This window comes from Sorangium sp. So ce590 (assembly GCF_051521365.1).
Classification (GTDB): domain Bacteria; phylum Myxococcota_A; class Polyangia; order Polyangiales; family Polyangiaceae; genus Sorangium.
The window spans coordinates 7,380,725-7,401,784 of the sequence record NZ_CP150346.1 but is presented as its reverse complement, the minus strand read 5'-3'; the positions used below and the strand labels follow the sequence as shown (position 1 = coordinate 7,401,784).

The following is a 21,060-nucleotide window of genomic DNA, read 5'->3' as shown; positions in this document are numbered from 1 at the left end:
TCTGAATCGTCACAAAGTCCGGCGCCTCGTCCGATGACCTGCTGGACGACGCGAAGGGGCCCCGGTAGTCCCCGTACAGCACACGTCCGCTTGCTTCAGCCGGACGGAGGTCAGCGTATGCGCGCCGGATTGTTTGCGTCAGCGCTCGGCTGCGTTACGTTCCTGCTACGAAGCCTCGCTCGAAATTTGGAGCGACGATGCACGGGCGATGATGGGTACCGACCCCTCGCCGGAGGATCTTCAGCAGGTTCGGCGCACTAGAGGCCGCCCGGACAGCCGGGCGCTGCGCTCCTGGGCAGTGCTGCCGCGCGCCTCAGGAACCCCTCTGTGGCCTGCGCCGACGCCTCCGGCGCGAGCTGCAGCACGAGGTGCGGCGCGTCCACCGTGACGGACTCGAGGTCGGGCCGCAGGCGGCGGAGCTCGCGGAGCACGCGCGGCGGCACCAGCGCGTCGCCCGCGGCGCCCAGGTAGAGCAGCGGCGCGGCGCAGCGCTGGAGCAGCGCGCGCGCGTCCACCGAGAGCACCTCGCGCACGCGCGCCGCCATCACCGCGGGGTCGACGGTCGCCACGTTCGCGGCCACGCGCTCGATCCACGCGGCGGTGGCGCCCGCGCCGACGAGGTAGCGGCGCGAGACGAACGCCGGCGCGCGCCGGCGGAAGAGCCACGGACCGACGAGGTGCCGCGCGAGCGACGGGACGAGCCACACCGGGTTCGTGACGAAGGTGGCCACGAGGACGACGCCGACGAGCTCGCCGGGGCGCCGGCAGGCCAGGCGGAGCGCGAGCGGCCCCGAGAACGACTCGCCGAGCAGCGCGTACGGCCCGTCCGCGGGGAGGCGCTCCGCGACGAGCTCCTCGAGCGCGTCGCGGAGCGCCCTGTCCGCAGGGTAGGAGACCACCTCCGGCGCGATGTCGCCGGACAGCGCCTCGAGGAACGGCTCGAAGAGCGCGCCGGTGCCGTCGAGGCCGGGGAGGAGCAGCAGCCTGAGCGGCTCGTTGCCGGGCACCATGGGCCGTCAGTCGGGCGTGCGCTCGGCGCGCACCGGCTCGCTGGAGACGACGATGGGCGCGCGCCAGAGGTGCCTGTCGAGGAACGCCAGCACGCGCCGGTCGATCTCGGCGCCACGGAAGCCGTGCCCCCATGCCGCGACAGGGACGAGCACGCTCGGCGCGCCCGCGCGCAAGAGCGCCCCGTGCATCGCCTCCGAGAGGCGGAACGGAACCACCTCGTCGCGCGTGCCGTGCATCAACAGGAACGGGGGATCCCGCGCGTCGACATGGTGGATCGCGGAGGCCGAGCGCACGAGGTCCGCGCGCTCCGGCGGAGGGCCGTTGAAGAGCGGATCGAGCCGGCCATGCATCTCGGCGATCTCCTCGGGGGTGCTGGCCGAGGCGAAGAAGGCCTCCATGTCCGTCGGTCCGCAGAAGTTGACGACGGCCTGGACACGGCTCGACAGGGGCCTCGCGGGCGGCCGGGGATCCTGCGGAGACGGCAAGCCTCCCTCGAGCGCGGCATCGCCGTCCGTCGTGTGATCGCCCGACGAGGATACCGGGACGCGGCGCGCATCGCAGCAGGAAAGGAGGCCTCCCGGCGCGCCGCGCGCTCGCCGCGGCGTCCGGTGCGCCGAAAGGCGGAGCGGCCGCGGCGCCGCGCGGAAGGCTTTGCTCGTCCCGCGCGCTCGGCTATGCGGAGGCTCATGCCGCTCCACCCCCTCGCGGGCCGTAAAGCCCCGCCCGATGTGCTGATCGATCCGGACAAGCTGCGCGCGCAGTACTACAGCGAGGTCCCCGACCCGAGCGACCCGCAGCAGCGCGTCGCCTTCGGCACCTCCGGTCACCGCGGCTCGGCCGCGCGGCGCAGCTTCAACGAGGCCCACGTCCTCGCGATCGCCCAGGGCATCTGCGACTACCGCGCGAAGCAGGGCACGACGGGCTCGCTCTACCTCGGCATGGACACGCACGCGCTCTCGGAGCCGGCGCAGCGCTCCGTCATCGAGGTCTTCGCGGCCAACGGCGTCGACGTGCTCTTCGCCGAGCACAACGGCGTCACGCCGACGCCGGTCATCTCGCACGCGATCCTCACCCAGAACCGCGGGCGCACCTCGGGGCTCGCCGACGGCGTGGTGATCACGCCCTCGCACAACCCGCCCGACGACGGCGGCATCAAGTACAACCCGCCCAACGGCGGCCCCGCCGACACCGCCGTCACCGGCTGGATCGAGGACCGCGCCAACGAGCTGCTCCGCGCCGGCAACGCGGGCGTGAAGCGCATCCCCTACGAGACCGCGCTGCACGCGCCGACGACCCACCCGTACGATTACATCGGCTCCTACGTCGCCGATCTCGGCAACGTCGTGGATCTCGAGGCCGTGCGCGGCGCCAAGCTGCGCCTCGGCGTCGACCCGCTCGGCGGCTCGAACATCGCGTACTGGGGGCCGATCGCCGAGAAGTTCGGGCTGGATCTGACCGTGGTGAACCAGGTCATCGACCCCACCTTCAGCTTCATGCCCCTCGATCACGACGGCAAGATCCGCATGGACTGCTCGTCGCCGTACGCGATGGCGAACCTCATCGCGCTCAAGGACGACTACGATCTCGCGTTCGGCAACGACGCCGACTCGGATCGCCACGGCATCGTCACGCGCAGCGCCGGGCTGATGAACCCGAATCACTACCTCGCCGTGGCGATCTCCTATCTGTACCAGAACCGCCCGCTCTGGCGGCCTGACGCGGCCGTGGGCAAGACGCTCGTCTCGAGCAGCATGATCGACCGGGTGGCGAAGCACCTCGGCCGCCCGCTGCGCGAGGTGCCGGTCGGCTTCAAGTGGTTCGTCGACGGGCTGCTCGACGGCTCGCTCGGCTTCGGCGGCGAGGAGAGCGCGGGGGCCTCGTTCCTGCGGCGCAACGGGCAGGTGTGGTCGACGGACAAGGACGGCATCATTCTCGACCTGCTCGCCGCCGAGATCCTCGCGCGCACCGGCCGCGACCCCGCCGAGCACTACCGCGACCTGACCGAGCGCTTCGGCGCGCCGCTCTACACCCGCATCGACGCGCCCGCCACGCCGAGCCAGAAGAGCGTGCTCAAGAAGCTCTCCCCCGACGCGGTGCGCGCCACCTCCCTCGCGGGCGAGCCGATCACCGCGAAGCTCACGCGCGCGCCCGGCAACGGCGGCGAGATCGGCGGCCTCAAGGTCGTCGCCGAGAACGGCTGGTTCGCCGCGCGGCCCTCGGGCACCGAGGACGTCTACAAGATCTACGCGGAGAGCTTCAAGGACCAGGCGCACCTCGATCGCGTGCTCGACGAGGCGCGCGCGATGGTCGCCGACGCGCTGTCGGTCGAGTGAGCCCGGGCGCGGCGGCGCCGTGAGGACGCGGCGCCGGATCGCCGGGTCAGAAGAGCGACAGCTGCCGCCGCGCGCCGGTCATCGCGTCGAAATCGGGCCCGCCCAGCCACCGCAGCACCGAGTCCGCGATCGGCTTGAGCTGCTGCGACACGTAATGGTCGTAGTCCGGCGGCGCGGTCGTCTGGCCCGCCGGCTCGGGGCCCGCGCGCGTGATCACGTAGGTCACGATCCGCCCCACGTCCCCGCTCAGCTTGCGCGCCGCCTTGACGTGCGGCGGCGTCGTCTTCGTGTAGGCGCCGAGCGGCTTCCGCAGCGCCTTCTTGTACACGAGCTCCGCGTCGAACCGCCCCGCGCGCAGCTCCGTCACGAAGGCCCGCACGAAGCCCTCGACCGGGCGATCGTGGAACACGAGATCGAGCAGCTCCCGCTGGAAGCGCCGCGCCACGGCGCTCGCGTCCCGCCGGACCGCCTCGAGCCCGACGATCTCGAGCTTGCCGCCGCCCTCCCCGGCGACGAGGCCCGCATACCGCTTCTTGCTGCCCTGCGCGGCGCCGCGCAGCTCGGGCAGGAGGAAGCGCGCATAGACCTTCTCGAACTCGAGCTCCAGCCGGCTCTCGCACCCGAAGGTCCTCCCGATCTCGGCGGCGACCGACCCCGAGACGGCGTCGCGGAGCTCCTCGGCGCGGGCGAGGGCGCGCGCGGCGTCTGGCTCGCCGATATCGACGAAGAGCGAGTCGGTGTCGCCATAGAGGACCCGGTGTCCGGCCTTCCGCACCGCCTCGGCCGTCAGCCGGATGACGTGCTGGCCGGCGCTCGTGATGGCGTTCGCGACGGGCGGAGAGAACAGGCGCGAGGCCGGGGAGCCGAGCACGCCGAAGAGCGAGTTCATGAGGATCTTGATCGCCATCGCGCCCCGCTCGTCGCCCGCCCGCCGCGCGTCGGCCCGCTCGTCCCAGAGCCGCGCGACGAGCTCGGGGAGGATGCCCGGATCGCCGCGCCGGAACGCCGCGCCGCCCGGCGTCACGATGAGCGCCTCGGGCGGCGCGCCGTCCCCGGCGACGAACGTCAGCGGATCGATGTTGAAGGTGCGAATGAGGCTCGGATAGAGGCTCTTGTAATCGTACACAACGATGTTGCGGTACAGCCCCGGGATCGGCTCGAGCACGAGGCCGCCGGCGATCTCGACCTCCTCGTCCGGCGCCTCCCTCGACACCGACGGCGCCACCTTGCCGCGGGCGCGGAGCGCGGGCAGGTACAGCGAGTCGATCGCGGCGATCTGCGCGCCCACGCGGTCGACCTGCATGCCCGTGAGCAGGCTCCTCCGCACCGACAGCTCGATCAGCCCGGTCTTCTCCAGCAGATCCCGGACGAGGCGGGCGTCCTCGAGGTTGTAGGCCGCGAGCCGGGCCGGGTCGTCGCGGTACGACGCCTCGATCTGGGCGCCTCGGTCCTCGGACCCGAACAGCTTGCCGCGCCCGAGGATCGTCTGCGCGGCGGTCTCGAGGCGGTAATCGTCGAGGCGCATGAAGGCGCTGCGGAGGAGCGCGAGGCCGTCGAGCACCACGCGCCCCGGGAGGATGGCGCGCGCCTCGCGCGAGAAGCCCGGATCGCGCAGGATCGCGATCTCGTCAGCGCCCCGCCCGAGCGCGCACGAGAGCCCGGCGCGGCGGCAGTAGCGCTGGAGGGCGGGCAGATCGAAGTCGGGGATGTTCCAGCCGGTGAGGACGTCGGGATCCGCCTTCGCGACGTACGCGAGGAACCGCTCGAGGAGCGATCGCTCGTCGGGGAAGCGCTCGACGTAGGCGGGCAGGCCGCCGGGCACGGGCTCGTCGCGGACGAGGAGGCAGCGCTCGCCGCCCGCCCCCGCGAGGCCTATTGAAAAGAGGTGCTCGCCGTCGAGGCTCGTCTCGATGTCGAGCGACAGCACGCGCAGCGCCGGCACGAAGGTCGCGGGGACGAGCTCGGGGTCGCGGTACACGCGCCCGACGCCTGGGCGGAGCTCGAACGGCCCCGACACCGCGAACGCCCCGCGGATGCCGCGATCGATGAGGAAGCGGTAGGCGAAGCGCACGTCCGCCTCGAGGGCATCGGCGCCGGCCTCGGCCAGCTTGTCGCGCAGCGCCGCGACGTCCCGCGGGAGCGCGGCGTCGATGCGCAGGACCGGCTCGCCGTCGAGCGTCTCGAGCGCCTCCGGGGAGACGCGGTTGCCCGCGAGCCGCCGCGCGATGTCCGCGTCGCTCTCGCGCACGAAGAAGTAAGGCCTGAACCGGTCCTCGATGACGAGCGCCGGTGTGCCGTCCTCCATCATCGCGTACAGATGGATTTCCGGGCAACCGGCGACGACCCGGTAGGTGGGCGTGAGGATGAAGCCGCGGTCAGGCATGTGCGGGTGCGCGGGGGCCTCCGTGCGAGCTCGTCGCCGGCGCGCGGGCGGCCCGGGACCGCTCCGCGCCACGCCACACTTGACCACCGGGGCCCGCCCCCCGCAAGCCCCCCGCGCCCGGGATTTCCCGGAGGAGCGCGAGGGCCGAGGGAGCCGGCCTCCGCCGGAGAGGACGCCTTTCGCGGAGGCGATCTCTCTCGCATGGATGACGGCGAAGACTCCCTCTTCGCCGTGAAGGCTTGAGACGCGGCGACGAGCGCTCGCCGGGTGCGCGGCGATCGCCCTCCCTGCGTGGATCGAGGTGAGCAGCGCGGTCGCGCCGATTCCGTCGAGAGCGGGTCCGCGGCTTGCTTGATGTTTGAGACGTCGTGAACCGCGGGCGTCCACGGATGGATCCGTGAAGCGCTCCGTGGAAATCAAGGAAGGGAATCCACCATCATGCGTCATCATTTCAAGCATCGCGTCGCGGTGATCGCCGCGCTCGCCGCGAGCGTCATCGCCAGCTCCGCGCACGCGACCGGGCGGGGAGGTTACGCCCAGCAAGGTGCGCAGATCTCCCAGCAGCGGAGGCCGCAGCAGCAGCAGGCGATTTCGCAGCGCGCGCAGGTCCAGGTGTCGGACGGCGCCATCGCCGGGATCATCTCGGCCAGCAACCAGGTCGAGATCACCCTGGCGACGATCGCCCGCGAGCAGGCGCGGTCGCGCGAGGTCAAGGATTTCGCCAGGGAGATGCTCGAATCCCACACCCATGCGGAGCGCCGTCTGAGCGCGCTTCTCCGGCGTCACAGGATCCAGGTGCAGCCGACGCGGGTGAGCGCGATGCTCACCGGGCACTCGCCGGTCTTCGCGAATTACCTTCGCAAACAGCCGGCCAAGAAATTCGACCGGGTGTTCATGGCCACCCAGGTGATGACGCACCGCTACGCCCTGCGGATGCTGGACGAGCAGCTCATCCCGAAGGCGGAAGCGCCGGCCCTGAAGGAGGAGCTCCAGCGCATTCGTGATGAGGTGGCGAGCCACCTGGAGCATGCGCGGACGATCCTGGCGACGCTGGAGAAGCAGCAGGGCACGTCGTCAGGGCAGGGTCGCTAGCTCCCCGCTCTTTCCAGCGCGACACCGCCAGGACGCCAGGAGCTCTCGAGAGATCGCTCTCTCTTGGCGTCCCTGGCGCCTTGGCGGTTCACTCTCTCTCCGTCCTCCACTCCTCCCGGGCTCAACCATGGTTCCGTGAAGACCGCTCCCTCCGTGGCCCGGCGTCAGGGAGCGAACACCGCGCGCATGCACCCTTCCGCGCGCTCGTCGAACAGCCGGTATCCGCGCGGCCCGTCGTCAAGGCACATCCGGTGCGTCACGAGGTACGACGGATCGATGTCGCCGCGCTGCATGAGCTCGAGCAGCCTCGGGATGTACCGCTGTCCGTGCTGCTGACCGGTCCTGACGATCAGCGCCTTGTTCATGAGCGCGCCGAGCGGGATCTTGTCGGCGAACCCGGAATAGACGCCCACGATCGACACCGTGCCGCCCTTGCGGCAGGCCAGCATCGCCTCGCGCACCACGAGCGGGCGGTCGTTCTGCAGCCGGAACGTCTGCTTCACCCGGTCGTACGCGTACTGCAGGCCCGCGCCGTCGGCCTCCATGCCGACCGCGTCGATGCAGGCGTCGGGGCCGCGCCCGCCCGTTATCTCGCGGAGCGCCTCCTGCACGTCGACCTCGGCGTAGCTCAGGACCTCGGCGCCCCCGTGCGCCTTCGCCATCGCCAGGCGGTCCGGGACCCTGTCGATCGCGATCACGCGCTCGGCGCCGAGGAGATAGGCGCTCTTGATCGCCATCTGACCGACGCCGCCGCACCCCCACACGGCCACGACCTGGCCCGGGCGGATGTCGCAGAGCTCGGCCGCCATGTAGCCCGTCGAGAGCGCGTCGGAGGCGAACAGGGCGCTCTCGTCCCGCACCCCGTCGGGCACCTTGAACGCGCCGTGATCCGCGAACGGCACGCGCACGTACTCGGCGTGGCTCCCCGCGACCCCGCCGAAGGCGTGCGAGTAGCCGAAGATCGCGGCCGTCGTGTCCCCGAACACCCGGTCCGCCACCACGTGGTGAGGGTTCGAGTTCTCGCAGAGCGACCACAGCTCGCTCTGGCAATACGCGCACCGCCCGCACCCGATGATGGACGCCACGACCACCCGATCGCCCCGCCGCACCCGCTTCACCTCCGCGCCGGTCTCCACGACCTCGCCGAGGAACTCGTGCCCGAGGATGTCTCCCTCCTTCATCGTCGGGACGTACCCGTGGAGCAGGTGCAGATCCGAGCCGCAGACCGACGACAGCGAGACGCGGACGATGGCGTCGTGCGGGCCGAGGAGCCTCGGCTCCGGCACCGACTCGACGACGACGTCATTCACCCCGTTCCAGCAGATCGCTCGCATGATCACATCCTTCCACGGCCTGCCCGGCCGGACGGCTGCCCCACCGTCGTCGGGATCTCTCCGATCTCGATCCATTGCCTCAACCGCCGCAGATCGCCCCGCAGCCGCCGCCTCGGGACCTCCGCGAGCAGCGCGCCGACCGCGCGGGCGAGCCGCCCCCTCGGCCGCGCGCCGGGCAGGACCACCCGGATCTCGGTGCCCCGCGCGCCCGGCGCCTCGGCGAGCGACACGAGCCCTGTCCTCCCGCGCTCCCGGCCTCCCATGCCGGAGGTCCAGATCGTCGAGGTCCCCTCGGCCACGCCCATCTCCACGCGCGCGACCCGCTGCAGATAGCGCCGCACGCCCTCCGCGTCGTACAGCGCGCAAAGCACCGCCGCGCGCGCCCGGCCCACCGTCACGCTGCTCGCGATCCGCGGCGCGCGCACCCCGAGCGCCCGCAGCACCGGCGCCGCCATCTCGACCCCGAGCGCCGGCCGCTCCTCGGACAGCCCGGAGATCCGCTCGAAGGCGCGGTATGCCGCCGTCTCCACGCGGCTCCAGAGCCGCCGCGCGATTCCCCTCCTTCGCGGCAGCGGCGCGCACGGCTCGCTCGGCCCTGCGGCGAACACCTGCGCTCCCGGCGAGGCCCTCTCCTGCTCCGGCGGGGGCGCGCCCTCGCCCGCGCTCCGCTCCCGGACCGCGCTCTGCTCCGCCCGTTGCGCCGCGGCGCGCGCTCGCAGGACAGCCTTCTTTTTTGCCATCTTCCCCCCCTCGAGCCTCGTCCAGAGAGCCCGCGAAGGCGCGTTGCAAGCCGCCGGCCACTCGCGATGATCCAGCCGCTCACGTCTCAACGATGCTCCGAACGCTCCACCGCCGTTGCGAGCGGCCCCAGCAAGGAGCTCCGCGCGATCGCTCCCTTTCGCGGCGTACGCGAGAAAGACGGATTGCAGCGTGGAGAGAAGGAGGTTGCGGTGCCTGAAATTTCGGGCGATACTCGGCGCGCCAGGACGCTCCTTAACTCACATGATGTCCGGCTTAAGGCGACTCCTGATGAGCACTTGGCGGATTACGGAGACTCGAACGTATGAAGACTAGAGTTTTTCTGCGCGGATTTAACTTGGCGATCGCCGGGCTGGCCGTGGCGGCGTTCGCGGCGTGCGGCGACGACGACGGCGGCGGCTCCGGGGGCGCGGGCGGCGCGGGCGGCGCGGGCAGCGCCACCTCGGGCACCGTGGATCCGTCGACCACGACGACGGGGACCACGGACCCCACCACCTCGACCTCGACGGCCGCGAGCACCTCGGCGACGACGGGCTCGGGCGGCGGTCCCCAGACGATCGAGATGATCGATGACATGGAGGACGGCGACAACGCCCTCCTGCCCGCGGGGGGTCGGGTCGGCTACTGGTACACCTTCAATGACGGGACGGAGGGGGCCACGCAGAATCCTCCGCCCGATCCAGAGGGGACGGGGGAGACGCCTTTCACCATGGCGGAGCTCGATCCGGCGCGCGGGCAGAGCGCGCACGCGGCGCGCTCCTGGGGCACGGGCTTCGAGGGCTGGGGCATCGGGTTCGGCTTCGATCTGAGCAGCGCGGATGGGGCCAAGACCGAATATGACGCCTCGGCGTACACCGGAATCACCCTCTGGGCCAAGGTCGGTCCGGGCTCCGGCACGGGCGCGGTCGTCCTGATCTCGGACCCGGGCACGGACCCGGTCGGCGGTGCCTGCTCCGACCAGTGCGACCCGTGGAAAAAGGACCTCGCCGTCACCGAGGAGTGGCAGCAGTTCACCATTCCTTTCGCGGACATGAAGCAGGGCGGCTGGGGCGATCCGGCGGGCACCGCGCAGATCGACGCGACGAAGCTTTACTCCATCCAGTTCCAGATCACCGACGCGGCCTCGTTCGACCTCTACATCGACGACCTCGGCTTCTACAACTGAGCGCCCTCGCGCCGGCCTCCCCCCAGGGGCCGTCGCGCCGCGGGCCGTCATTCGCTCTGCGCGTCCTGCGCTTCCAGCTGGCCCGGGCGACGGCGATGGCGACGACGGCCCGCGCAGCTCGTCCGTGCGTCGCCGATGCGCCGCCCGAAATAAGTGCTTGCATCGCGGGCGTGTCCCGGGCAAACGTGGCCGCGCTTCCGCACCTGTTCCCAGGACAATGCCTCTCCTCGAGCTCGCATCGATAACGAAGCAGTTCCCGGGCGTGAAAGCCCTCGACGGCGTATCGTTCGACCTCCAGGAGGGCGAGATTCACGCCCTCTGCGGCGAGAACGGCGCGGGCAAGAGCACCCTCATCAAGACCCTGTGCGGCTACTACCCGGCCGGCACGTACGGCGGCGAGATCCGCTTGAACGGCCGCGTCGTGGAGTTCCGCAGCATGCGCGGCGCCGAGGAGCACCGGATCGCGCTCATCGCGCAGGAGCTCGCGCTCGTCCCCGACCTCACCGTGGCCGAGAACCTCGTGCTCGGGCGCGAGCCCGTCCGGGGAGGGCTCATCGACTGGGACGCGGTGCGGGCCGTGGCGCGGCAGGCGCTCGCGCGCGTGGGGCTCGACGTCGACCCCGAGCGCCCGATCAATGACCTTGGCATCGGCCAGCAGCAGATGGTCGAGATCGCGAAGGCGCTGCTCAAGGACGCGAAGATCCTCGTCCTCGACGAGCCCACGGCGGCGCTCACCGACTCCGGCGTGAGGACGCTGCTCGGTCTGCTGCGCGACCTGCGCTCCCGCGGCGTCTCCTGCATCTACATCAGCCACCGTCTCGAGGAGGTCTTCGAGATCGCCGACCGCATCACGGTCCTCCGGGACGGCAAATCGATCACGACGCAGCCGCGGACCGAGCTCTCGCCGGACAAGGTCATCTCGTTCATGGTCGGGCGCGAGGTGACGAACCTCTATCCCTGCCCGCCGCCGCCGGAGGGCCCCGTCGCGCTCTCGGTCGAGCGCTGGTCGGTCGAGGAAGCGGGGAACCCCGGGCGGTTCGTGCTGCGCGACGTGAGCTTCGAGGTGCGCGCCGGCGAGGTGCTGGGCGTCGGCGGCCTCATGGGCGCCGGGCGCACCGCGCTCGTCTCGACGATCTTCGGCGCGGCCCAGAGCCGCGTCACCGGCGCGATCTCGGTCCGCGGAGGGCCCGCGTCGCCGCCGTTCACGGCGCCCGCCCAGGCCATCGAGGCGGGCATCGCGCTCGTCAGCGAGGATCGCAAGCGCTACGGCCTCGTGCTCGAGGCGACCCTCCTCGACAACATCACGCTCGCGACCCTGCGCCGGTTCGTGAAGGGGCTCTTCCTCGATCACGCCGCGCGGGAGTCCACGGCGGTCGAGCAGATGAGGGCGCTCAGGACCAAGGCGCCGGGGCCGCTCGCGCTCGCGAACCAGCTCTCGGGCGGCAACCAGCAGAAGATCGTCATCGGCAAGTGGCTGATGACGGGGCCGCGCGTGCTCCTGCTCGACGAGCCGACCCGGGGCATCGACGTCGGGGCGAAGGCGGAGATCTACCAGCTCATTCACAAGCTCGCTTCGGACGGGCTCGCCGTGGTGCTCGTCTCCTCCGATCTGCCGGAGCTGCTCGGCATGAGCCACCGCGTGCTGGTCCTCACCCAGGGCAGGGCGACCGCCTGCCTCGACCGGAAGGACGCCACCGCCGAGCGCGTGATGGCTGCAGCAACGAGGAAGGTGACGGAATGAGCGAGGCGAAGCTTCGCGTGCGTATCCCCTGGCGCGCCCTCTCGATGGTGGGCTCGCTCATCGCGATCTGGGTCGCCTTCTCGATCACGACCGACGGGACGTTCGTGACGTCGCGCAACCTGACGCTGCTCGCGCGGCAGATGTCGGTGACCTCGATCCTGGCCATCGGCATGGTGATGGTCATCGTCGCGGGGCAGATCGACCTCTCGGTGGGCGCGCTGGCCGGCCTGCTCGGCGCCACGTCGGCGATCATCTACGTGAACCTCGACTGGCCGCTGCCGGCTGCCTTCCTCCTGCCGCTCGCCCTCGGGGCGTTCCTTGGCTTCGTGCAGGGGACCCTCGTGGCGCGTCTGCGCATTCCCCCCTTCATCGTCACGCTCGGCGGGATGCTCATCTTCCAGGGCGCCATGCTCGGCACCACCGGGGGCGTCTCCGTGTCGCCGGCGCGGCCCTACCTGTTCGTCGGCCAGGCGTACGTGCCGCACGCGCTCGGCTGGGCGGGCGCGGGCCTCCTCTCCGTCGTGCTGCTGTACAAGGCGGCGCGCGCGACCGGCTCGGCGCGCCTTCCGTGGATCGGGCTCACCGCGTTCACCCTCGCGTTCGCCGCGCTGATGAACTCCTACCAGGGTGTCCCGTTCCCCGTGCTGGTCGTCATCCTGCTCGCGGGCGCGTTCACGGTGCTGGCGAAGCACACAACGTTCGGGCGGCACCTCTACGCGATCGGCGGCAACCGCGAGGCGGCCTTCTACTCCGGCATCAACATCGATCGTCACCTCATCGCGGTGTTCACGCTGATGGGCGTGATGGCGGCGATCGCGGGCATCGTGCTCACCGCCCGGGTCGGCTCGGCGACCTCGGACGCCGGCCGGATGATGGAGCTCGACGCCATCGCGGCCGCGGTGATCGGGGGCACGTCGCTCCTCGGCGGGCAGGGCACCATCTGGGGCGCGCTGCTCGGCGCGCTCGTCATGGCGTCGCTCGACAACGGCATGAGCCTGATGAACACCGAGAGCTTCTGGCAGCCGATCATCAAGGGCGTGATCCTCATCCTCGCCGTCGGCATCGACATGGCCAGCCGCAAATCCCGCTCCCACTGAGCGGCGGCTCACCCGCTTCGGATACGGGCCCATCTCGACGTTTTCGGTGCTCGGCGTACTGGAGTACGCCTGTGCGCCGAAAACGCCGATCTGGGCCCGTCTCCTGTGCGGGTGAGCCGCCGCTGGGGGGCTCGTGAGTTGGCGGTCGGGGGCTCGTGAGCCGCCGCTCGGGGGGTCGTGAGCTGGCGGTCGGGGGGTCGTGAGTTGGCGCTCGTCCGGGAGAGGGGGGGTCTGTCCGGCGCGTAGAGGGGGCGGAGAGGAAGAGTTGCGTCTGGTGCGACGGGGGGCTGTCGGTCGCATCCAATCGGCACCTGCTGCGGGCCTGGACCGGCAGGAGGACGAGGAGGACGCATGGCCGACCAAGGGAAGAAGAACCAAAGCCCGAGCATCGACCCGAACAGCAAGGTCGCGAGCCTGGAACCCCACCGCGAGGACCTGACAGGCACAGTCCTCTCGACTGACCAGGGCATCCGGATCGACAGCACCGATGACTCACTCAAGGCAGGGGCCAGAGGGCCAACACTCCTTGAGGATTTTCATCTACGGGAAAAGATTACGCATTTTGACCATGAGCGGATCCCGGAGCGCGTCGTCCACGCGCGGGGCTCGGGGGCGCACGGCTACTTCCAGGTCTATGAGCCGATGGCCGAGTACACGCGGGCGGGGTTCCTTCAGGACCCGAGCGCCAAGACGCCGGTCTTCGTCCGGTTCTCCACCGTGGTCGGCTCGCGCGGGTCGGCGGACACGGTCCGCGACGTGCGCGGCTTCGCGACGAAGTTCTACACCGAGGAGGGGAACTTCGACCTCGTCGGCAACAACATCCCGGTCTTCTTCATTCAGGACGGCATCAAGTTCCCGGACGTCATCCACGCGATCAAGCCGGAGCCGGACCGGGAAATCCCACAGGCCTCGTCCGCTCACGACACCTTCTGGGACTTCATCTCGCTGATGCCGGAGTCGACCCACATGGCCCTGTGGGTGCTCTCGGATCGCGCCATCCCGCGGAGCTTCCGCATGATGGAGGGCTTCGGCGTCCACAGCTTCCGCTTCGTCAACGCGCAGGGCAAATCGCGCTTCGTCAAGCTGCACTGGAAGCCGCTCCTCGGCGTGCACTCCCTCGTCTGGGACGAAGCGCAGGAGCTCGCCGGCAGGGATCCGGACTACCACCGCCGCGATCTCTGGGACGCCATCGAGCGGGGGGATTATCCCGAGTACGAGCTCGGGGTGCAGATCATCGAGGAAGAGGACGAGTTCGCCTTCGACTTCGATCTGCTCGACGCGACGAAGATCGTGCCGGAGGAGCTCGTGCCGGTGCGCCGCATCGGCAAGCTGACGCTGAACCGCAACCCGGACAACTTCTTCGCCGAGACCGAGCAGGTCGCGTTCCACACGGCCAACGTCGTGCCCGGGATCGACTTCTCCGACGATCCCCTGCTCCACGTCCGGAACTTCTCGTACCTCGACACCCAGCTCCTTCGGCTCGGCGGCCCGAACTTCCCGCAGATCCCCATCAACCGCCCCCTCGCCCCGGTGCACAACCAGAACCGGGACGGCTTCATGCAGCAGCGGATCAAGCAGGGGCGCGCGCACTACGTCCCGAACTCGCTCGCCGGCGGCTGCCCCGTGACGGCGTCGTGGCAGACGGGCGCCTTCGTGCACTACCCCGAGCGGGTCGTCGGGCTCAAGCTGCGCGAGCGGAGCGAGACGTTCAAGGACCACATCACCCAGCCGAGGCTCTTCTGGAACAGCCTCTCTGTGCCCGAGAAGAAGCACCTGGTCCGCGCGGCGCGCTTCGAGCTCGGCAAGGTCGCGACCCGGGACGTCCGCGAGCGCATGGTCGCGCGGCTCGGCGAGGTCGACACCCAGCTCGGCAGGCTCGTCGCCGAGGGCGTCGGCGTCGCGCCGCCCGCGGGCCGGCCCCAGGCGCCGTCGAAGGGCAAGGCCACGGGCAAGCGCTCCGTGGACGCATCGCCGGCGCTCAGCATGGAGAACACGGTGAAGGACACGGTGAAGAGCCGGCTCGTCGCCGTGCTCGCGGCCGACGGGTTCAGCGGCGCCGAGCTCGCGGCGGTGCGGGCGGCGCTCGAGGCGGCCGGGGCGCATGCGCAGGTGGTGTCGACGCGCCTCGGACCGATCCTCGGGGACGACGGCAGCACCGTGGAGGCGGACAGGACGCTGCTCACGACGAAATCCGTCATGTTCGACGCGGTCTACGTCCCCGGCGGGCGCGCCAGCGTGGAGGCGCTCGCGGCGATCGGCGAGGCGGTCCACTTCGTCAACGAGGCGTTCAAGCACTGCAAGGCGATCGGGGCGACGGGCGACGGCGTCGCGCTCCTCTCGTCGTCGCTCATCCGCGGCGTGGCGCTGGCCGACACGCCGGCCGCGGGCCCGCTCCTCTCCGACAAGGGCGTGGTCACCCTGCGCGATCCCGCCGGGCTCGCGCCGTTCACCCACGAGCTCCTCCGGGCGATCGCGCAGCACCGCCACTGGGACCGCGAGGACATCGCGCAGATCCCAGCCTGATGGCTCGTCGGCGAGACTAGGGCGCCCCGAGCTCCGCGATCTCCTGCTCCAGCTGCTCCCACTCGGCCATGAGCGCGTCGATGCGCGGCCCGAGCGCCTCCTCCTCGGCGTTCAGCGCCGCGATCTCCGCCTGCCCCGTGCGCTCGAAGAACCCGTCGCTGCAGTAGAGGTCGTGGATCGCCTTCTTCCGCGCCTCCGCCGCCTCGATCGCCGCGAGCACCTTGTCGCGCCGCCCCGGTAGCTCCTTCTGCCGGTTGCGCCGCCGCTTCTGCTCCTCCCAGGAGCCGCCCGCCTCGGGCGCGGCGGCCGCCTTCTGGTGCTCGCGCTTCGCCTTGAGCACCACCGTGTCGGCGTCGAGGTGATCGTCGCCGCAGCCGGCCAGGTACTCCTCGTAGGTGCCGGGGAAATCGCGCGGCCCAGCCTTCGTGACCTCGAGGATGCGCGTCGCCAGCTCGGACACGAAGAAGCGATCGTGCGAGACGAAGAGCACCGTCCCCTCGAAGGCCTTGAGCCCCTCGACGAGCCCGTGGATCGCCTCGAGATCGAGGTGGTTTGTCGGCTCGTCGAGCACGAGCACGTTGGGCCGCTCGACGAGGATCCGGCAGAAGATGAGCCGCGCCGCCTCGCCGCCGGAGAGCGAGCCGACGCTCTTCTCCACGTCGTCGCCCGAGAACAGCGCCTTGCCGAGCTGGCCGCGGACGTAGCTCGGCGACTCGTCGGGGCACGCCTCCCACAGGAAGGAGAGCGGCGTCATCGATCCGTCGACGAGCAGCTCGCGGTGGTCCTGGGCGAAGTAGCCGACGCGCACCTCGTGCCCCCACGACGCGCCGCCGGCGTCGGGCGCGAGGCGGTCCACGAGGATCTTGAGCAGCGTGGATTTGCCGAGCCCGTTCGGCCCGATCACCGCGACCCGCTCGCCCCGCCGCACCGACAGCGACACGTCGCGCAGCACCTGCTTGTCGCCGTACGCCTTCGAGATGCCCCGCGCCTCGAGCACGTCGCGCCCGCTCGGCCTCTGGACCGCGAACCGGAACGCCGGGGTGCGCCGCGACGTGTCGGCGAGCTCCTCGACCTCGATCTTCTCGATCTGCTTGAGCCGGCTCTGCGCCTGGCGCGCCTTGGTCGCCTTGGCGCCGAACCGCTCCACGAACGCGCGCTTGTCGGCGATGATCTTCTCGGCGCGCGCGATCTCGGCCTGCTTGCGCTCGCGGATCGCCTGCTTCTCGACGACGAAGGCGGCGTAGTTGCCCGTGTAGAGCGTGATGGTCTCGTAGTCGACGTCGAGGATGTGCGTGGCGACGTTGTCGAGGAAGCGCTGGTCGTGCGAGATGACGACCGCGCACCCCTTGTAGCCGGCGAGGAACTTCTCGAGCCACCGGATCGACAGGATGTCGAGGTGGTTCGTGGGCTCGTCGAGCAGGAGCACGTCCGAGCCGCCGAGGAGGACCTGGGCGAGGAGCACGCGCAGCTTGAAGCCGCCCGACAGCGTGGAGAGCGACCTGCGGTGGGCCTCCACGGGGATGCCGAGCCCCTCGAGGACGGCGCTCGCGCGCGCCTCCAGGGTGTAGCCGTCGTGGGCGCGGATGCGGTCCTCGAGGTCGGCGACCCGGCCGGCGTCGCCGCCTTCCTCCGCGAGGCGGCGCGACTCGACGAGCGCGTCCCAGACGACGCGATCGCCCATCATCGCGAGATCCAGGATGATCTGGTCGTCGTCGAGGAACCGGTCCTGCCGGAGCACGCCCACGCGGGCGTCCTTCGGCAGGCTGACGTTCCCCTCGGTCGCGGGCTCGTCGCCGGCCACGATCTTGAGGAAGGTGGTCTTCCCCGAGCCGTTGGCGCCCACGAGGCCGTAGCGGGACCCCGGGTTCAGCTTGAGCGAGACGCCCTCGAAGAGGGTCCGATCACCGAAGGATTTCGCGAGGTTGGACGTTCCGAGCATGGCGCTTTGGGGGCTTGGGCGGCGCGGCGCGCGCCGTCAGGAGCGGCGCGCCGCGCGGCGCCGCGGGGGCAGAGGCATAGCACTGCGCCCCGGGAGAGCGGGGGGTTCATGCGCCGCCGCGGTCGTCCAGGGGCGCCGTGCGCCGCCGCGGGAGCCCGACGGGCGCGGCGCGCGCCCGGCCGCCGGCGGGAGGCCCCGGCGGCCGGACGGCGCCGCGTCAGTCGACGCGCTCACACGCCACCTTGTCCGAGGCGGCGTCCTTGTTGTTCCCGTCGTTGCACTCGTCGATCGCGCCGTCTGGGTCGACGACGCCGTAGATCAGGATCGAGAGGTTCCACGGGAACTCGTCGATGGTGGCGGTGAGGCTCACGCGCGCCCCCGGCGCGATCGGCCCCGCGAGGACCTCCTCGTGGAGCACCGTCCCGCCCTGACCGGGATCGCCGGCGTAGTACCGGATCCGCACGTCGCTCGCGGGCGCGGAGCCGACGTTTGTGACCGTCGTCGGGACGTCGACCTCCTGCGTGCTGCACTTCACGTCCGTCACCCGGCCGAGCTCGATCTGGAGGTCCGGCAGCGCGTCGCCCTCGTCCACGACCACGATCTGCTCGTTGTTGCTCTCGTTGCACTCGCGCTCGAGGGCTTTCTCGTCGACGACCGCGCGCACGCGGCCGGGCAGCATCGCCAGCGGGCTGTTCGCGGCGTCGTAGCTCACCGTGAGGAGCAGCGAGCTGTGCGGCTCGATGCTTGTCTGGAGGACCGCCTCCAGCGGGACGAGGGTCTCGTCGAGGAGCGCCTCCCAGCCGTCCGCGGCGTCCCACTCGCCGTAGAAGCTGAGGACGACGCCGGGGCCCACGCGCAGATCGCCCTCGTTCTTGACGCGCACGGTGATCTCGACGTTGTTTGTGAGCTCGCCGCAGGCCGCGTCGGGCGACGAGATCTGGATGGCGTCCAGCGCGAGGTCCGGCGCGATCCCGTACGACCGCGGGTTCGAGCGGTAGGTGTTGTAGACGCGGCCGCCGTACGTCTTCCAGCTCTCGGGCTCGCGCACGGGGATGCCGCCGCTCTCGAGCACGTTCGTCACGTGGTAGCTGTGCTGGTTCCAGATGCGGCGGGCCGAGACCCAGGTGTCGGTGGGGCTGCCCCAGACCTCGAGGCCGTTGTTGTAATCGACGCCCTCGCGGCAGTTGTCGGACTCGTTCGAGGTGGCGAACACGATCTCGGCGTTGCCATCGTTGTCGACGTCGGCCACGACCGGGTACTCGGTCCGCGTGCGGCTCGGGGAGTGCTCCTTGAACAGGACGTCCGCGGTCACGCCGTCGTAGATGCGGAAATAGCACTCGTCGTTGTAGATGACCTCGGCGGCGCCGTCGCCGTTGAAGTCGAACACGCTCGACCCGGTGGCGCGGCTGGAGTTGTCCTCGATGACGCGCCGCCAGCCGTTGTGGTAGCAGACGCAGGTGCCCCGCTGCGTGTTGCAGGTCGCCGCGCCGGTGCCGCCGCATTCCTCGTCGGTCGTGCACGCCTTCCCGTTCGGCGTCCGCGCGGGGTTGGCTGTCCCCGAGCCGTTGTCGTTGAGCGCGTTCGGCCACTCCGGGCACTCCGCCGTCGGTTCCTGGAGGTCGAGCATAACGTAGCGCCCGCCGAACGCCGTGCCGACCTCGGGGAAGCCGTCGCCGTCGAAGTCGTCCACGTTCGGCGCCCCGCCGTCGAAATTGGCGCTCGCGCCCATCGCCATGCTGCGCGCGATCTTGCCGTCCTGCCCGTTCAGCACGAAGAAATACCCGTTGTTGAACAGGATCACCTCCGGAAGCTGGTCGAGCGGGTTGCTCGGTCCGGGCGCGGCGCTCTGGTCGGCCCCGAGGACGTCGGCCACGGCGCAGAACCCGTCGCGGCGGAGGTCCGGGATCTTCTTCGCGCCGAGCTCGTCCACGCCGTTGACGGCCTGCCCGTCCCAGACCACGACGAGCTCCCCGTTGCAGAACGCGGTCGCCTCCGGGTCCGTGTAGGGGGGCGCGCACTCGGCCCTGCTCTTCACGCCCTCCGGCGGGCGGGGCAGGGCGTAGGCGGTGCTGCCCGCGACGATCTCCAGCCGGTGGTCGTCCTTGAGGTTCGCCACGCACGCGATGGGGCCGAGCCGGTTGGCCGCGTTCGCCGGATCCCCCTGGATACCCTGCGCCTCCCTGCCCCTGAACTTGTCGACGATCGAGAGCGCGCGGGTCGTGGCGTCGACGCGGAGCGTGAACACGTGCGCCCCGACAACGATCTCCGGGAGCCCCTCTCCGTCGATGTTGGCGATCGCCGGCGCCGGCTCGTTGTAGTAGTCGGCGGCGAGCCAGAGGTCGTTCGCGACGAGCCGGGTCTCGCCCGTGTTGGTGAAGATCTGGAGCCCTCGCGACTCGGTGATCGCGACGATCTCCGGGATGCCGTCGCCGTCGAGATCGCCGACGGCCAGCGAGGCGGTCGGCATCAGCGTCGCGTCGGCGCAGAGGTAGGACGGGTTGATGGGGTCGCCTTCGTGCCATACCTGCGCCCCGAGCACCGCGAAGTAGTCGCGCCCCTTGTCGGGCCCGCCGCCGTGGATCGCGCGGAGGACCCCGCTGTCTCTGTACGTCGAGCCGCAGAACGTCGTGAAGATGATCTCGGGGAAGTCGAGCTCGTTGATGAGCCCGTCGCCGTTGTCGTCGTCGAGGTTGGCGACGAGCGGGGTCATGACGTTCTGCGCCGAGACCGGGAACGGGCTGCCGACGGCGTCCGTGTTGGCGCGGCTCTTCCCGCCCCACGTGAACTCGACCTGCGGCAGGACGCTCTCGAACGGCTCCGGGGGCAAGAGGCACGTGGGCGCGGCGCCGGTGCCGGAGCAGGAGCCGACCTCGCAGGCGGCGTAGGTGGGGCAGTCCCAGTCGTCCTCGCAGGGGCAGCTCGCGTTCCCCATGCCGTCGTCGGTGCAGGTGCTCTCGTAGTAGGCCTCGCCGCCGCACGTGAAGAGCTCGCTCGTGGTGCTGCCGTTGGAGACGCACGAGAGGAGGCGCTCGCCGTCGCACGTCCGCTCGCCGGCGGTGCAGGCGTCGGCGACGCAGATGGTGCCGTTGCAGAACTGGTTGAAGGGGCAGCCGAGGTCGTCCTCGCAGCTGATATCCACGCAGATGGCGCCCCCTTCCGGGGTCATGCGGCATTGCTCGGTCGGGCCGCAGGTGAGGTCGGCGCAGGTGTTGTCGACGCAGGTGCCCTGTCCGTCCTCCATCTCACAGCGCTGATCCGGCCGGCAGTCCACGTCCCCACAGCCGCTCTCGACGCCGCCCGCCCCGCCGCTGCCGACCGTGGTCCCGACGAACCCGCCGCCTGTGCCTCCGCTGGTGCTGCCGCCACCCCCGCCGCCCTCGCCCGGGCTCGTCACGATCTCAGGATTGCTGCAGGCCGTTGCAGCGAGCCATAACCAAGGAAGCGCGAGGGGAAGCATCCGCCGGGGGCACGTGGGCATGAGGCGATTGTACGGGCGCGCAGTCGGCATGGAAGCGCGTTCGCGCGCGACTTCGTGCGGCGAGTGGGAGCTCTGCCCACGATGGGCGTCGCCCGCGGCCGACGTCCGCGGCGCGGGGGAGCGCGCCGCGCGCGCTGTGCGGGACGGCCACGGTGGGCGCGGCGGCGAGGGTTTACGCGAGGAACGCCCGGGCGCGTCGAGCCGC

At 71.0% G+C, this 21,060-nt stretch carries 13 protein-coding genes; 6 read left to right on the top strand and 7 right to left on the bottom strand.

All coding sequences use genetic code 11. The features are described from left to right. Window positions 1-257: 257 nt before the first annotated feature. Both WMF28_RS27520 and WMF28_RS27515 read right to left on the bottom strand, forming a co-directional pair. Complete coding sequence (locus WMF28_RS27520; RefSeq protein ID WP_437596297.1) at window positions 258-1,010, bottom strand: alpha/beta fold hydrolase; 753 nt, start codon at window positions 1,008-1,010, stop codon at window positions 258-260. A gap of 6 nt (window positions 1,011-1,016) precedes the next feature. Beyond that, entirely contained in the window at window positions 1,017-1,496 is a 480-nt protein-coding gene (locus WMF28_RS27515; RefSeq protein ID WP_437596296.1) for a prolyl oligopeptidase family serine peptidase, read from the bottom strand. A 201-nt stretch (window positions 1,497-1,697) separates the two neighbouring features. Between WMF28_RS27515 and pgm the strand changes: the two genes are divergently transcribed. After that, a complete protein-coding gene (gene pgm / locus WMF28_RS27510; protein WP_437596295.1) occupies window positions 1,698-3,344 on the top strand; it encodes a phosphoglucomutase (alpha-D-glucose-1,6-bisphosphate-dependent) in 1,647 nt (548 codons plus the stop codon). Between the two features lie 46 nt (window positions 3,345-3,390). On the opposite strand, the gene WMF28_RS27505 is transcribed toward pgm, so the two are convergent. Then, window positions 3,391-5,727 carry a DNA polymerase II gene (locus tag WMF28_RS27505; RefSeq protein WP_437596294.1) on the bottom strand — a complete coding sequence of 779 codons (2,337 nt, stop codon included), beginning with the start codon at window positions 5,725-5,727 and terminating at the stop codon, window positions 3,391-3,393. Between the two features lie 438 nt (window positions 5,728-6,165). Between WMF28_RS27505 and WMF28_RS27500 the strand changes: the two genes are divergently transcribed. Further along, window positions 6,166-6,819: a DUF4142 domain-containing protein gene (locus WMF28_RS27500; RefSeq protein WP_437596293.1), complete on the top strand. Its 654-nt coding sequence runs from the start codon at window positions 6,166-6,168 to the stop codon at window positions 6,817-6,819. A gap of 164 nt (window positions 6,820-6,983) precedes the next feature. On the opposite strand, the gene WMF28_RS27495 is transcribed toward WMF28_RS27500, so the two are convergent. Both WMF28_RS27495 and WMF28_RS27490 read right to left on the bottom strand, forming a co-directional pair. Then, window positions 6,984-8,153, bottom strand: coding sequence for a zinc-dependent alcohol dehydrogenase (locus WMF28_RS27495; RefSeq protein WP_437596292.1), 1,170 nt, complete (start codon window positions 8,151-8,153; stop codon window positions 6,984-6,986). A gap of 2 nt (window positions 8,154-8,155) precedes the next feature. Next, window positions 8,156-8,893: a hypothetical protein gene (locus WMF28_RS27490; RefSeq protein ID WP_437596291.1), complete on the bottom strand. Its 738-nt coding sequence runs from the start codon at window positions 8,891-8,893 to the stop codon at window positions 8,156-8,158. A 323-nt stretch (window positions 8,894-9,216) separates the two neighbouring features. Between WMF28_RS27490 and WMF28_RS27485 the strand changes: the two genes are divergently transcribed. The 4 genes from WMF28_RS27485 to WMF28_RS27470 all read left to right on the top strand — a co-directional run bounded on the left by WMF28_RS27485 (window position 9,217) and on the right by WMF28_RS27470 (window position 15,438). Beyond that, window positions 9,217-10,077 (top strand): hypothetical protein, encoded by an 861-nt coding sequence (locus tag WMF28_RS27485; protein WP_437596290.1) that lies wholly within the window; start codon window positions 9,217-9,219, stop codon window positions 10,075-10,077. A 217-nt stretch (window positions 10,078-10,294) separates the two neighbouring features. Then, window positions 10,295-11,818 (top strand): sugar ABC transporter ATP-binding protein, encoded by a 1,524-nt coding sequence (locus WMF28_RS27480; protein WP_437596289.1) that lies wholly within the window; start codon window positions 10,295-10,297, stop codon window positions 11,816-11,818. After that, window positions 11,815-12,915: a sugar ABC transporter permease gene (locus tag WMF28_RS27475; protein WP_437596288.1), complete on the top strand. Its 1,101-nt coding sequence runs from the start codon at window positions 11,815-11,817 to the stop codon at window positions 12,913-12,915. Before WMF28_RS27480 ends, WMF28_RS27475 begins: the two co-directional genes overlap by 4 nt. A 351-nt stretch (window positions 12,916-13,266) precedes the next feature. After that, window positions 13,267-15,438: a catalase gene (locus WMF28_RS27470; protein ID WP_437596287.1), complete on the top strand. Its 2,172-nt coding sequence runs from the start codon at window positions 13,267-13,269 to the stop codon at window positions 15,436-15,438. Between the two features lie 16 nt (window positions 15,439-15,454). Here the strand turns inward: WMF28_RS27470 and WMF28_RS27465 are convergent, their stop codons facing one another. Together WMF28_RS27465 and WMF28_RS27460 are read right to left on the bottom strand one after the other, a co-directional pair. Continuing rightward, window positions 15,455-17,377, bottom strand: coding sequence for an ABC-F family ATP-binding cassette domain-containing protein (locus WMF28_RS27465; RefSeq protein WP_437596286.1), 1,923 nt, complete (start codon window positions 17,375-17,377; stop codon window positions 15,455-15,457). Between the two features lie 217 nt (window positions 17,378-17,594). After that, complete coding sequence (locus tag WMF28_RS27460) at window positions 17,595-20,771, bottom strand: FG-GAP-like repeat-containing protein (RefSeq protein ID WP_437596285.1); 3,177 nt, start codon at window positions 20,769-20,771, stop codon at window positions 17,595-17,597. Window positions 20,772-21,060 lie beyond the last annotated feature (289 nt).